Source organism: Micromonospora sp. RB23 (assembly GCF_053585025.1).
The window spans coordinates 6,693,022-6,706,312 of record NZ_CM132111.1; the positions used below are offsets into that span (position 1 = coordinate 6,693,022).

A 13,291-nucleotide genomic window follows, 5' to 3' on the forward strand; every position below is an offset into this window, starting at 1 on the left:
CGGAGGCTGCGGGGACGACAGGACTTTACCTACCATGAGCCAGGCTCGGGTTACCCAGCGCAGTCAGGAGGCCGAGTGTCCACAGTCGTCATCAAGCGCCCGCCGCGGCGGCCAGCGCCGGAGATCCCCGTCGGCGAGCTGCCCGTCGAGGCGCCACCGGAGATCCCGGCGGTGACCGGCGGCCGGTGGCAGCAGGCGCTGATGATCCTGCCCATGCTCGGCGGCACGGTGGCGATGGCGATGATGTTCGGGCGGGGCGGCGGCGCGTACTCGTACGTGGTGGGTGGCATGTTCGGGCTCTCGTCGCTCGCGATGCTGGTCACCACGTGGGGGAGCGCCTCGGGCATCCCGAAGAAGTCCGAGATGATGGCGGCCCGCCGCGAGTACCTGCGCCACCTGGCGACGCTGCGCCGTCGGGTCCGGCAGACCGCCGGGCAGCAACGCGCGGGGCTCTACTACCGACACCCCGACCCGGCCCGGCTGTGGTCGACGGTGGACAGCCGCCGGGTGTGGGAACGCCGCCCCGGAGATCCGGACTTCGCGGTGGTACGCGTCGCCGTCGGGCCGCAGACGCTGGCCACTCCGCTGGTGCCGCCGGTGACCCGGCCGCTGGAGGAGTTGGAGCCGATGACCGCCGGCGCGCTGCGCCGGTTCCTGGACGCGTACTCCGTGGTGCCGGAGCTGCCGGTGGCTCTGTCCCTGCGCAGCTTCGCCCGGGTGCACGTGCGTACCGCCGCTGGCAGCGGCGCGACCACCGGCGGGCCGCCCACGCCCACCGGTGACCCGGCGGCGCAGGCCCTCGCCCGGGCCGTGCTGATCCAGCTGGCCGTGTTCCACGCGCCCGACGAGCTACTGATCGCGGTCTGCGCCGGCCCCGAACGCCGCGCCGCCTGGGAGTGGGTGAAGTGGCTCCCGCACGCGCACCACCCCGGGCGCACGGACGCGCTCGGGCCCGCCCGGCTGGTGACCTCGTCGGCCGCGGAGCTGGAACGGCTGCTCGCGGACGTGTTGGCCAGCCGCTCCCGGTTCAGCCCGGCCGGTCCGGCCACCGACGGCCCGCACGTGGTGGTGGTCCTCGACGGCGGTGACCTGACCGGTGCCACCGACCTGACCGGAGACGGCGGCATCGACGCGGTCACCGTCCTGGACCTGGACACGCCACCGCCACGGCTGCTCGACAGGTACGCGCTGTTGCTGGAGCTGCGCGGTCGGCGGCTGCACTCGTGGTCGGCGGAGGGGCACGCCGAGGTGGGCAGCGCCGACCACCTCGACCTCGCCGACGCCGAGGCGGTCGCCCGACGGCTGGCGCCACTGCGGCTGGCCGGCGCGGCCCGCGGCCCCGACGCCCCGTTGGAGGCCGAGCTGGGCCTGCCGGAGCTGCTCGGCCTCGGCGACCCGGAGAGCTTCACCGCCGAGCAGGGTTGGGCGCCGCGCTCGTCCCGGGACCGGCTGCGGGTGCCGATCGGGGTGGGCGTCGACGGTGGCGCCATCGAGCTGGACCTCAAGGAGTCCGCCCAGGACGGGATGGGCCCGCACGGTCTGCTCATCGGGGCCACCGGCTCGGGCAAGTCCGAACTGCTCCGCACGCTCGTGCTGGGGTTGGCCGCGACGCACAGCTCCGAGCAGCTCAACTTCGTCCTGGTCGACTTCAAGGGCGGCGCCACCTTCGCGCCGTTCGACCGGCTGCCGCACACCGCCGCCGTGATCACCAACCTGGCCGACGCGTTGCCCCTGGTGGACCGGATGGTCGACGCGATCAATGGGGAACTGGTCCGCCGGCAGGAGCTGCTGCGCCGTGCCGGCAACTTCGCCAGCGTGCGCGACTACGAGCGGGCCCGCGCGGCCGGCAGCCCGCTCGCCCCACTGCCGTCGCTGCTGCTGGTCTGCGACGAGTTCTCCGAGCTGCTCTCCGCCAAGCCCGACTTCATCGACCTGTTCGTGCAGATCGGTCGGCTGGGTCGCTCGCTCGGCGTGCACCTGCTGCTCGCCAGCCAGCGCCTGGAGGAGGGCCGGCTGCGCGGGTTGGACACCCACCTGTCGTACCGGATCGGGCTGCGCACCTTCTCCGCGCTGGAGTCCCGCACGGTGCTCGGCGTTCCGGACGCCCACGAGCTGCCCCGCTCCCCCGGCCACGGCTACCTGCGGGCCGGCACCGATCCGCTGGCCCGGTTCAAGGCCGCGTACGTATCCGGTGCCGTACGTCGCCGGGCCACCACGGCCGGCGACGCGGCCGGCGACGAAGCCCGCCTGCTCACGTTCACGACCCACGCCGTACCGCTGCCCGAGCCGACGACACGGGCCCTGCCCATGGTGGCCGAGGACGAGAGCAGCCGGGAAACACTGCTCGACCTGCTGGTCGACCGGCTCGTCGGGCAGGGGCCGCCCGCCCACCAGGTGTGGCTCGCGCCGCTCGGTGATCCGCCGGCACTCGACGAGCTGGTCGGTACGGTCGAGGTGGACCCGGTGCGCGGGCTCACCGTTGCCAACCCCGAGCTGCACGGGGCGCTGGGCGTGCCGGTGGCCGTGGTGGACCGCCCGTTGGAACAGCGCCGGGACCTCCTCTGGCTGGCCCTGGACGGCGCGTCCGGGCACGTGGCGGTGGTCGGCGCCCCGCAGAGCGGCAAGTCCACGGCGCTGCGGACGCTGATCTGCGCGTTGGCGCTCACCCACACCCCGACCGAGGCGCAGGTTTACTGTCTCGACTTCGGCGGTGGGGGCCTCGCGGCGCTACGCGACCTGCCGCACGTGGGTGGGGTGACCGGCCGCGCCGACCCGACCGCCGTACGACGCACCGTCGGCGAACTGACCACCCTCCTGGCCGACCGGGAGCGCCGCTTCGCGGAGTTGGGCGTGGAGTCGATGGCCACCTACCGGCAGCGTCGGGCCGCGACGGCGGCGACCGACCAGCCGGACGCCGACCCGTACGGCGACGTCTTCCTGGTGGTCGACGGTTGGAGCACGCTGCGCAGCGAGTACGACGACCTGGAACCGCTGGTCACCGACCTGGCGACCCGCGGTCTGTCGTACGGGCTGCACGTCGTCGCCACGGCCCTGCGCTGGCTGGACTTCCGCCCGGCGATCCGGGACCTGTTCGGCTCCCGGCTGGAACTGCGCCTCGGCGACCCGGCCGACTCCCTGGTCGCCCGGCGGGCCGCGGCGAACGTGCCGGAGCTCCCCGGCCGGGGGGTGACGGCCCAGAGCCTGCACTTCCTGACCGCGCTTCCGCGACTCGCCGACTCCAGCGATGGCACCGCCGAACTCGTCGAGCGGATCGCCGACAGCTGGCCCGGGCCGGCGGCGCCTCCGGTCCGACTCCTCCCACCGGTGCTGCCGTACACCGATCTGGATCTCACCGCCACCGCCGGCCTGCGACTGCCGATCGGTGTCGCCGAGGCCGACCTGCGGCCGGTGCAGCTCGACTTCGCGGCCGAGCCGCACTTCGTGGTCTTCGGGGACGCCGAGTGCGGCAAGTCGTCGTTCCTGCGGGCGCTGGCCGCGTCGATCACCGCGCGGTTCACGCCGGAGGAGGCCCGGGTGATCCTCGTGGACTACCGGCGCAGCCTGCTCGGCGCCATCGAGACGCCGCACCTCATCGGCTACGGCACCGCAGCCGCGCACACCGCGGACCTGGTCGAGTCGGCGGCCGGTTACCTCCAGCGACGGGCGCCCGGGCCGGAGGTGACGCCGCAGCAGTTGCGCGACCGTTCGTGGTGGTCGGGGCCGGAACTGTTCGTGCTGGTCGACGACTACGACCTGGTGGCGACCGGTCCGGCGAACCCGTTGCGGGCGCTGGAGGAGCATCTGCCGCACGCCCGCGACGTCGGCCTGCACCTGGTGCTGGCCCGCCGCTCCGGCGGCGCGGGCCGGGCCCAGTACGAGCCGATCGTGCAGCGGCTGCGCGAACTGTCCACCGCCGGGCTGGTGATGGCGGGCAGCCCGGAGGAGGGCGCGCTCGTCGGGCCGGTACGACCCGGACCGCTGCCGCCGGGCCGTGGTCGCCTGGTCACCCGACGGGAGGGCGTACGCCTCGTGCAACTGGCACATTTGCCGCCACCGTGACCTGTCTTCGCGGTTCCCCCCGTTACGCGTGGGGAACCCGGTAATCTCCGATCGTCATGGTTCCGTCGGGATGAATGGCAGTGGATGTGACTGGGGTTCGGCAGAGCGCTCCGGCGGTGGCCCGGCGGGCCGGCCGGGCGCTGCTCGGCGTGGTGGCGCTGGCCGCTGTCGCGGTTCCGAGCGCCGCACCCGTCGCCGCGCCGAGCAGCGGCGGTCAACTCGCCGGCGCGCCGGCCGCGTTCGCCCCCGGTGACAGCGTCTCCCGCACCGACCAGGTGCGTGACGAGCAGTGGCAGCTTGAGGAGCTGCGCGCCGACACGGCCTGGCGCACCTCGACGGGCCGGGGCGTGACCGTCGCGGTGGTCGATTCCGGTGTGGACGGCAACCATCCGGACCTGGCCGGTCAGGTGCTGCCCGGCCTCGACTTGGTCGGGCCGGCCGGGGGCGCCGGTCCGGATCCGGTCGGCCACGGCACCACGGTCGCCGGCCTGATCGCCGGGCGCAACGATGACAAGCGGGGCGTGGTCGGCCTGGCTCCGGACGCCCGGATCCTTCCGGTACGCGTGCTGGACGAGCGCAACAAGTACGACGACGCCCTGATTGTCGCGAAGGGCGTCCGGTGGGCGGTCGACCACGGCGCCCGGGTGATCAACCTGTCGTTGGGCGGCAGCGGCGACAGCCCGGCCCTGGCCGCGGCTCTGGACTACGCGTTCGCCCGCGACGTGGTCGTGGTCGCCTGCACCGGCAACCTGGCCACGTCGACCGACTCCAAACCCTGGTACCCGGCCCGCGAGCCGGGCGTGATCGCGGTCGCCGGGTTGGAACGCAACAGCGACAACCTGTGGTCCGGGTCGATCACCGGTCGGGCGACGGTGCTCACCGCCCCCGCCACCGGCCTGGTCGGTGCCCGACCGGCTGACGGGTACTGGCGGGTGCAGGGCACCAGCTTCGCCGCGCCACTGGTGGCCGCCACCGCCGCGCTGGTCCGCTCCCGCTACCCGGACATGCCCGCGGGCCAGGTCGTCAACCGACTCGTGGCCACCGCCCGCGACATCGGCCCGACCGGGCGGGACGACCGCTTCGGGTACGGGGTGGTCGACCCGGTGGCCGCGCTGAGCGCAGATGTCGCACCCGTCGCCGCCAACCCGCTTGACGATCAGACCTCGCCCGGCGTGGTCGGCTTCGGGCCGGCCCCCGGTTCGGGCGACGACGACCCGGTGAGCGGTGCCGGCAGCGACCCGCTCGGTTTCACCGCCCCCCGGCAGCAGACGGGGTGGACGGCCCGGCCGGCGGGCGCACCGGCCGAATCCACGCCGGAGCACCTGTGGACGGGGGCGGCGCTCTTCGTCGCTCTGGTCACCGGCGCGGCGCTGGTGGTGCGCCGGTTCCGCCAGCGCGCTCGCTGACCGTCGCGCACGACAGGCCTGATTGCCCGGCGGGTGGGGTAGAACCGACCGCATGAGTACGCCCGCCACCCGTACCCTCGACACCACCCGACGCCCGTCCTGGCGGCGTCGTCGCCTCGACCCGGACCATTCGCTGGGCCTGCGACTGACCCTGGCCTCGACGGCGGCGTTCCTGGTGCTGGTGCCGTTCGCCCTGCTCGCGCTGCTGGTGCTCGGAGCGTGGGCGCCACTGCACCGGCTGGACACGACGATCACCGACGCGCTGCACGGGCACGCGGTGGACCACCCGGCCTGGGTCATGCTGATGCGCGTGTGGAGCGAGGTGTTCGCACCGATGCCGCTGCGGGTCGTCGTGCTGTTGGTGGTGATCTGGCTACTGCGCCGGCAGGCCCGCCGGTTGGCCCTCTGGGCGACCACCACCATGGTCGTCGGCGGTTTGATGGGGCCGCTGCTCAAGCTGCTCGTCGGCCGGGACCGGCCGGAACTGCTCGACCCGGTGGCGCGGGCCGCCGGCTACTCGTTCCCCTCCGGGCACGCGCTGAACGCCACCCTGGCCGCGGGCGTGCTGCTGCTGGTGTTCCTGCCGTACGTCCGGCGCGGGGCCGCGCGGGTCGCGCTCTGGGTCGCCGCGCTGCTGGTCACGCTGGTGACCGGGCTGAGCAGGGTCGTGCTCGGCGTGCACTTCACCAGCGACGTGCTTGGCGGCTGGCTGCTCGGCGTGGCGGTGGTGGCCGCGACCACCGCCGCGTTCACCAGTTGGCGGGCGCACCGGGGCCTGCGGCCGGTCCGACCGGTCCGTGACGGTGTCGCGCCCGAGGTCGAGCGGCGGCCCGACGCGACCTGAGGCGTGACGACGACGCCGAGGGGGTACTGGCCGGCTCATGTCCGACACCGTGGTCCAGATCGTCCGGCGGGTGCTGCTGCCGGTGTCCCTCCTCTTCGGCGTCATGGTGCTGCTCGGGGTGCTGGTCACCCGGGTGTTCGCCCATACCTGGCCGTTCACCGTCGAGGACGCCGTCAACCGGGAGTTCGCCGGTGAGCGCACCGGCGGCTGGAACGACGTCTCGCTGGTGTTCAGCACGTTGGCCAGCACCCAGATGATCGTGGTGGTCACCGTGCTGGTGGCCCTGGCGCTGCGGCTCTGGCTGAAGCGCTGGCGGGAACCCCTGTTCCTGTGCGCGGCGGTGACCGCCCAGGCGCTGGTGTTCCTGTTCACCACGATGGTGATCGACCGGCAGCGGCCGGCGGTGGAGCACATGGACACCTCGCCGCCCACGTCGAGCTTTCCGTCCGGGCACACCTCGGCGGCGGTGGCCCTCTACGTCGGTATCGCGGTGCTGATGGCACTGCGGGCGCGCAGCACCGGCGCGAAGGTCGCCTGGTGGACGCTGTTGCTGGTGGTGCCGGTGGGTGTGGCGCTGACCCGCATGTACCGGGGGATGCACCACCCGAGCGACGTGGTGGCGTCCTTCCTCAACGGCGGCACCTGCGTCGCGATCATGGCCCGGGCGGTCCTGGACCGGGGACTGCGTTGGGGACGTACGAAGCTCCCGGTCGCCGCCACGGCCCGGACCTGATCGGGTACGGGGCTCAGGTGCACTCGCCGGTGGCGACGGCCCGGTTGCGTTCGGCGCCGGCCAACGCCACCGGCCGGGCCTCGGCGGCGGTCACCGCGAAGCCGGTGTTGGGGTCGTCGGCCGCCGCCGCGAAGATGACGCCGAGCACCAGGCCGTTGGCCGACAGCAGCGGGCCGCCGGAGTTGCCGCTGCGCACCAGGGCCCGGATCGTGTAGATCTCCCGAGTGACGTCACCGGACGAGTAGATGTCCGGCCCCTTGATCCGGTCGACGTCACGGACCCGCGCCGACTGTGCGTTGTACGGGCCGTCGAGCGGGAAGCCGAGCACGATGGCGTCCGATCCGCTGCCCGCGTTGCCGGCGGCGAACCGCAGCGACGGGCCGGGGAGCCCCGGCACCAGCAGCACTGCCAGGTCCCGGTTGGGGTCGTACACCACCACCTGGCCGTCGTACCGCTCCCCGCCCAGTTCCACGGCCACCGAGCGGGTGCCCGCGACCACGTGGGCGTTGGTCATGACCCGGTCGTCGGCGTACACGAAGCCGGAGCCCTCGATGCGGCGCGAACAGCTCGGTGCCGAGCCGAGCACCTTGACCACGGAACGCTGACCGTTGACCACCACCTGGGAGCCCGCCAGCGCCGGGTCGGGCGGCTCGACCTGCCGGGCCCGGGTGGGCGCGAGGCCACCGAAGACGTCCGGGAAACCGTCGGTGTCGACGGTGTCCTCCAACGCGGTCGAGAGCCGGTGTGCCTCCTCCGGCAGGATCCCGTTCACCACGCTGATCAACGCGCTGTTGCGCACCGAGGCGGCGAGCCACGGCACCGACGACGACCCGAGCGGTACGGCGACCAGCCAGGCCAGCAGGAGCACGGCGAACAGCGAGACGAAGGCGCCACCGATGTCGTCGACCCGCCGACCCACGTCGCTGGTGATCGTCTTGCGCAGGTGCGACCCGAGCCAGCCGGCGAGCGCCTGCCCGATCACCGCCAGGCCGAAGATCGCCACCAGTGAGATCAGCACCCGGGTGCCGGCGTCGACGAACTGCCGGGCGAACAGCGGCCCGAGTTGCAGGCCGAGCAGGAGACCCAGGAAGAAGCCGGACAGCGAGGTGATGCCGATGACAAAACCCTGGCGGTATCCGCTGATCGCGAACACGAGCATGAGCAGCAGCAGGACGAGATCCACGACGGACACGGGGTCCAGCGTACGGGCACCGCGCCCGCCGGATGACCACCGCTTGCGGAAGGTGACCGCGTGGTCAGCGCAGGGCGGTCTCGTCGACCTCGTCGGTGCCGGCCGAGGGAGCGGGAGTGGCGCCCGTGGGCGGCAGGTCGACGAGCCGGCCGGGCGACCACGGTCGGGACCAGCCGCCCATCTCGAGCAGGGCCGCCAACACCCCGGCGGTGAAGCCCCAGACGAGCATGCCGTGCGACGAGAACGCCGGACCGACCCAGCCGCTGGGGTGGCGGACCCGCAGCCGGTTGGCCGGGTCGACGAGTTCGCGGATCGGCAGTCGTGCCACGTGCGCCACCTCGGCGGGCTCCCGGGGGTGCACCGGATGCGGGTCGTGCCACCAGGCCAGCACCGGGGTGACCACGAAGTCGCTGACCGGAATCCACAGCTTCGGCAGCTCGGCCAGCACGGTCACGCTGGCCGGGTCGAGACCGACCTCCTCGTTGGCCTCGCGGAGCGCGGTGGCGCGGGCGTCGGCGTCCTCCGGGTCCGCCGCCCCGCCGGGGAAGGCCGGCTGGCCGGCGTGGTTACGCAGGGTGGCGGCGCGTTGCAGGATCAGCACGTCCGGTCCGGTGTCGGGTTGCTCGCCGAGCAGTACCAGCACGGCGCTCTCCCGGCCACCTTCGGCGGGGGTGCTGAGGCGGGTGAAGTCCTCGACGCGGGCGGTGCCCAGTCGGCTCAGCAGCGGGTCGATCCAGCCGGGAGGGCGACGGGTCACGCCGGCACCGCCACGCCCAGGTGCTGGCGTACCAGCGCGGTGAGGGAGGCGTCGTCGAGGGCCCCGGTGGCGTCGATGTGCCGGATCCGGCCTCCCGCGTCGACGAAGAGGGTCAGCGGGAAGGCGTTGCGCCTCAGCTCCCGTTGCAGCGCGTCACCCTGGTCGACGAGGACCGGGAACCGTACGCCGAAGTCCTCGCCGATGGACTGTGCGCCGCTCCGGCTGTCGCGGGTGTTGACCCCGACCACCTGGAGCTGACCGCTGGTCCGCTCGCTGAGCCGCTGGAAGGCGGGCAGTTCCTTGCGGCACGGCCCGCACCAGGAGGCCCACACGTTGATCACGGCTGGCCCGGCCACGTCCCGCAGCGCGACCGGCGCGCCCCCGGTGAAGCAGGCCAGGGTCAGCGCCGGCAGTTCCTGCCCACCCGCGCCCGCGGCGGGCGAGGCGGAGACGGCCCCGGGGCTGGGCGTCGCGGCCGCAGGGGCAGCGCCCAACGCGGCGCAGTCCCGGAAGGGCGACGGTCGCTCGGCGGCGGCCGGCTTCGGTGCGGGGTCGTCGGCCGGGCTGTCGGTGCAACCGCCGACGAACAGCGTCAACGGTACGGCGAGCAGGGCGAGCCGCCGGGTGACGGCACCCGCGAGCAGGCGGTTCACGGCACCTCCGCGGCGACCGCCTGCGGCGGCACCAGCTCCGGGTCGACCCCGGCCGCCACGGCCAGGTCACGCGCCCGGGGGCCCTTGAGCAGCTTGGCGGCGGCGGCCGGCTCGGTCGGTCCGGTGCCGTACGAGGGGCAGAGCTTCGCGAGCGTGCACGCCCCGCAGGCCGGTTTGCGGGCGTGGCAGACCCGCCGCCCGTGGAAGATGATCCGGTGCGACAGCATGGTCCAGTCGCGCTTGGGGTACAGCGCGCCGATCGCGTGCTCGATCTTGACCGGGTCGGTCTCGGTGGTCAGCCGCCACCGGTGCACCAGCCGCTGGAAGTGCGTGTCGACGGTGATGCCGGGCACGTCGAAGGCGTTGCCGAGGATGACGTTCGCGGTCTTGCGGCCGATCCCGGGGAGCGTCACCAGGTCGGCGAGCCGGCCGGGAACCTGGCCGTCGTACCTGTCGACGAGGGCCTGCCCGAGCTTGAGCAGCGAGTCCGTCTTGTTGCGGTAGAACCCGGTGGGCCGGATCAGCTCCTCCATCTCGCCCCGGTCGGCACCCGCGTACGCGGCGGCGTCCGGGTAGCGGGCGAAGAGCTTCGGGGTGACCTCGTTGACCTTCTTGTCGGTGCACTGGGCGGACAGGATGGTGGCGACGGACAGCTCCAGCGCGTTGGAGTGGTCCAGCTCGCAGTGCGCGTCGGGGTGCGTCTCGGTCAGCACCCGGCCGATCTTGCGGGCGCGGCGGGTGCGCCCGAGGTCGGTCTCGCTGGCGCCGGGAGGGCTACTGGTCACGACGGCCAGCCTACGTCGCACCCCGGACGTTCCTCCGCGGTCAACCGCCGGTCGGCGCGGTGATCCTGCCCTGCCCGTCGAACCGGGCCCCGCTCCTCGGGAAGTCGGTGCGGCTCAGTTCGGTGACGAGCCCCAGGCCCCGGTCGTCCGGGTCCATCGTCGGCTTGCCGGTCGAGTTCATGTACGTCGAGGTGAACGAGCCGCCACCCCAGCTCCCGTCGGGCCTGAGGGACACCTTCAGCACGCCGCCCCAGCCCAGCCGGCCGGCATTGCTCAAGGAGTTGCCGCCGCCGGCGAAGTTGCCCAGGCTGTACGCGATCAGCCGCCCCTTGTAGAACTCCATGCCCCGCAGCACGTGCGGCCCGTGCCCGACGATCAGGTCCGCGCCCGCGTCGATCATGGCGTGCGAGAACTTGACCGGATCGCCCCGGTTCTCGCCCAGGAACAGCTCGGTGCCCGGCTTCACCCGGGTCTTGTCCGCTCCCTCGCCGCCCATGTGCACCTGCACCACGACGAGGTCGGCCATGGTGGCCGCCTTGGCGACCACCGTCCTGGCCTTGGCGATGTCGACCAGGCTGTTGGACCAGACGTACGAGGAGAAGCCGGCCACGGCGACCTTGACGCCCTTGACGTCGACAACGGTGATCTCGCCCGGCGCGCCGGTGTGCTCCAGGTCGTACTTCTCCAACGCCTTCTGCGTGTTCTCGTAGCCCTTCGGCCCGTAGTCGTAGCCGTGGTTGTTGGCCTGGTTGAGCACCCGGAAACCGGCGTCGCGCAGGTGCGCCGCGTACTCGGGCGGGGCGCGGAACTGGAAGCAGCGGGTGGAGTTGGCCCCGCACTTGCCGGTGCCGGTGTCCACCGTCAGCGGCTCCTCCAGGTTGCCCATGACCAGGTCGGCCTTGAGCGCCCCGGTGACCGAGTCGAAGAAGCCCTTGCCGCCGGCGGCGGGCAGCCGACCTGGCGCGTTGCCCATGATGATGTCGCCGGTAGCGGAGAGCGAGATGGCGCCGCCCCCGCCGGAGGTCGTCGCGCCGCCGCTGGTCTTCGGGCCGGCCGTGTTCAGCGGCGCGCCCGTGCCGCCACCACCGGCGCCGGGCTGCCACACCGGGTCCTCCCCGCTGTCGGCGCAGCCGGCGACGAGCAGGGCGGCCAGCAGCGCCGCGAGGCCGACGGCGACGCGGCGGAACGGGCGGGGTGCGGAAGGGGCGGCAGCGTACATCGCCCGCGACCCTACCGACCCCGGAACGCGCCGACGAGGGCCGATCGGCCGGAAGTTCAGCCGGTCAGCCGGTCCGACCAGGGCACGACCGGTCGTTCGCCGCCCGCGAGCACGGCGGCATGGACGGCTCGTGCCAGCGGGGCGCCCCACGTCGAGCGCGGCCCGCCGTACGCGGCCTCCGGCCCGTCCAGCGGACAGAGCACGGTGACGGCGTCGGTGGGGGTGCCCGTACCCGGCAGCCCCAGCTCGCCGATCGCCTGGGTCTTCGCCTCGGTGGCGGTGGCGACGGCGTTGACCAGCGCCGGGTCGGCGAGCCGGGCCGGCACGTACACCACGATGTTGACCGTGCCCACCCGCTGCGTGAGCGCGCCCGCGGCCGGGGCGGCGGCGGGCACCGGCGTCCCGAGGCCGACGGTCGCCCATGCCCGCACCCCGGTGTCCGTCCGGGCCACCACCTCGGCCACGTCGACGCCGGTCAGCAGACCCACCCCGGGACCGTCCAGGGCCAGGTCCGCGGCGAGCGCGGCCAGGTGGGCGGCGGGGTCGTCCCGGTCGTACGACATGGGCACGGTCGCGTTCACCACCCACCGCCGGAGGCCGACGCCGCCGCCCAGCGGGCCGCTGCTGACCGCCCGCAGGGGACCGTCGGTCCGCCAGACGAGCAGCGGCACAGGGCGCCCGTCCTCGATGCGGCTGGTCAGAATCGGGTCCCTCAGCACGTCGGGCAGGTTACGCCCACCGATCAAGATTCCAGGGGCGACCTCTGATTCGTGCTCACGTGCGCCTAGACTTGGCGGCGCGCGAGGGGATCAGCGGACGGCGGCCCCGGCCGACGGACGGCACGCGCAACCGGAGGTGCGCAATGGATGAGGTACTGGCCCGCAGCGGGATCTTCCAGGGTGTGGACCCGGAAGCTGCCGAGGCGCTCGCCAAGGAGATGGAGACGATCGAGGTCCGCAAGGGCGAGATCGTCTTCAATGAGGGCGAGCCCGGTGACAGCCTCTATATCCTGCTGTCCGGGAAGATCAAGGTCGGCCGCCGGGCGGCGGACGGCCGGCAGAACCTGATCGCGGTGATGGGGCCGTCGGACATGGTCGGCGAGCTGTCGCTCTTCGACCCGGGCCCGCGTACGGCGACCGCCACCGCGGTGACCGACACCCGACTGGTACGGCTGCGCAAGCAGGCGCTGCGCCCGTGGCTCAACAACCGCCCGGAGATCGCCGAGCAACTGCTCCGCGTGCTCGCCCGGCGGCTGCGCCGGACCAACGACTCGCTCGCCGACCTGATCTTCACGGACGTGCCGGGCCGGGTGGCGAAGAACCTGCTCCAGATGGCCGGCCGCTTCGGCACCCGCGACGGCGGGGTCCTGCGCGTGACCCACGACCTCACCCAGGAGGAGATCGCCCAGCTCGTCGGCGCCTCCCGGGAGACGGTCAACAAGGCGCTGGCCGACTTCGCCTCACGCGGCTGGCTGCGGCTGGACGGCAAGAGCATCATCATCCTGGACCCGGAGCGTCTGGCCCGCCGCGCCCGCGTCTGAGACATCGGGACGTCCCCGCCTTCCGTCACCGACGGTCAGGGCGGGGACGTCTTTGTCTGCCCGGCGCAGAATCGCTGGTTCGGGGGCGGCTGGCCGGGTGAGG

General features: G+C 73.5%; 11 protein-coding genes. 5 read left to right on the forward strand and 6 right to left on the reverse strand.

Features of this window, described 5'->3' with window-relative positions:
* Window positions 1-75: 75 nt before the first annotated feature.
* The 4 genes from eccCa (at window position 76) to ACTFTM_RS30630 (ending at window position 7,042) form a co-directional block, all read left to right on the forward strand.
* On the forward strand, window positions 76-4,059 hold the full coding sequence (eccCa, locus tag ACTFTM_RS30615; protein ID WP_449563762.1) for a type VII secretion protein EccCa: 3,984 nt from the start codon (window positions 76-78) through the stop codon (window positions 4,057-4,059).
* A gap of 74 nt (window positions 4,060-4,133) precedes the next feature.
* Window positions 4,134-5,465, forward strand: a complete 1,332-nt coding sequence (mycP, locus tag ACTFTM_RS30620) for a type VII secretion-associated serine protease mycosin (RefSeq protein ID WP_449563763.1) — start codon at window positions 4,134-4,136, stop codon at window positions 5,463-5,465.
* A gap of 52 nt (window positions 5,466-5,517) precedes the next feature.
* Window positions 5,518-6,309, forward strand: a complete 792-nt coding sequence (locus ACTFTM_RS30625) for a phosphatase PAP2 family protein (RefSeq protein WP_449563764.1) — start codon at window positions 5,518-5,520, stop codon at window positions 6,307-6,309.
* Between the two features lie 37 nt (window positions 6,310-6,346).
* Window positions 6,347-7,042, forward strand: coding sequence for a phosphatase PAP2 family protein (locus ACTFTM_RS30630; protein ID WP_449563765.1), 696 nt, complete (start codon window positions 6,347-6,349; stop codon window positions 7,040-7,042).
* A gap of 13 nt (window positions 7,043-7,055) precedes the next feature.
* On the opposite strand, the gene ACTFTM_RS30635 is transcribed toward ACTFTM_RS30630, so the two are convergent.
* The 6 genes from ACTFTM_RS30635 to ACTFTM_RS30660 all read right to left on the reverse strand — a co-directional run bounded on the left by ACTFTM_RS30635 (window position 7,056) and on the right by ACTFTM_RS30660 (window position 12,367).
* On the reverse strand, window positions 7,056-8,234 hold the full coding sequence (locus tag ACTFTM_RS30635) for a MarP family serine protease (protein WP_422737302.1): 1,179 nt from the start codon (window positions 8,232-8,234) through the stop codon (window positions 7,056-7,058).
* Between the two features lie 64 nt (window positions 8,235-8,298).
* Window positions 8,299-8,991 carry an NUDIX hydrolase gene (locus tag ACTFTM_RS30640; protein WP_449563766.1) on the reverse strand — a complete coding sequence of 231 codons (693 nt, stop codon included), beginning with the start codon at window positions 8,989-8,991 and terminating at the stop codon, window positions 8,299-8,301.
* Entirely contained in the window at window positions 8,988-9,635 is a 648-nt protein-coding gene (locus ACTFTM_RS30645) for a TlpA family protein disulfide reductase (protein WP_449566775.1), read from the reverse strand. Before ACTFTM_RS30645 ends, ACTFTM_RS30640 begins: the two co-directional genes overlap by 4 nt.
* A gap of 5 nt (window positions 9,636-9,640) precedes the next feature.
* Entirely contained in the window at window positions 9,641-10,429 is a 789-nt protein-coding gene (gene nth, locus ACTFTM_RS30650) for an endonuclease III (protein ID WP_421473582.1), read from the reverse strand.
* Window positions 10,430-10,469: 40 nt separating this feature from the next.
* Window positions 10,470-11,648 carry a CapA family protein gene (locus ACTFTM_RS30655; protein ID WP_449563767.1) on the reverse strand — a complete coding sequence of 393 codons (1,179 nt, stop codon included), beginning with the start codon at window positions 11,646-11,648 and terminating at the stop codon, window positions 10,470-10,472.
* A gap of 56 nt (window positions 11,649-11,704) precedes the next feature.
* Entirely contained in the window at window positions 11,705-12,367 is a 663-nt protein-coding gene (locus ACTFTM_RS30660; protein ID WP_449563768.1) for an adenosylcobinamide amidohydrolase, read from the reverse strand.
* A 143-nt stretch (window positions 12,368-12,510) separates the two neighbouring features.
* Between ACTFTM_RS30660 and ACTFTM_RS30665 the strand changes: the two genes are divergently transcribed.
* On the forward strand, window positions 12,511-13,188 hold the full coding sequence (locus ACTFTM_RS30665) for a Crp/Fnr family transcriptional regulator (protein ID WP_007466162.1): 678 nt from the start codon (window positions 12,511-12,513) through the stop codon (window positions 13,186-13,188).
* Window positions 13,189-13,291: the final 103 nt, after the last annotated feature.

What these genes read in the sequence shown, in the direction of transcription:
- mycP (WP_449563763.1), top strand. Translation starts at nt 4,134, where the DNA reads ATGGCAGTGGATGTGACTGGGGTTCGGCAGAGCGCTCCGGCGGTGGCC.
- ACTFTM_RS30625 (WP_449563764.1), top strand. Translation starts at nt 5,518, where the DNA reads ATGAGTACGCCCGCCACCCGTACCCTCGACACCACCCGACGCCCGTCC.
- ACTFTM_RS30630 (WP_449563765.1), top strand. Translation starts at nt 6,347, where the DNA reads ATGTCCGACACCGTGGTCCAGATCGTCCGGCGGGTGCTGCTGCCGGTG.
- ACTFTM_RS30655 (WP_449563767.1), bottom strand. Translation starts at nt 11,648, where the DNA reads ATGTACGCTGCCGCCCCTTCCGCACCCCGCCCGTTCCGCCGCGTCGCC.
- ACTFTM_RS30665 (WP_007466162.1), top strand. Translation starts at nt 12,511, where the DNA reads ATGGATGAGGTACTGGCCCGCAGCGGGATCTTCCAGGGTGTGGACCCG.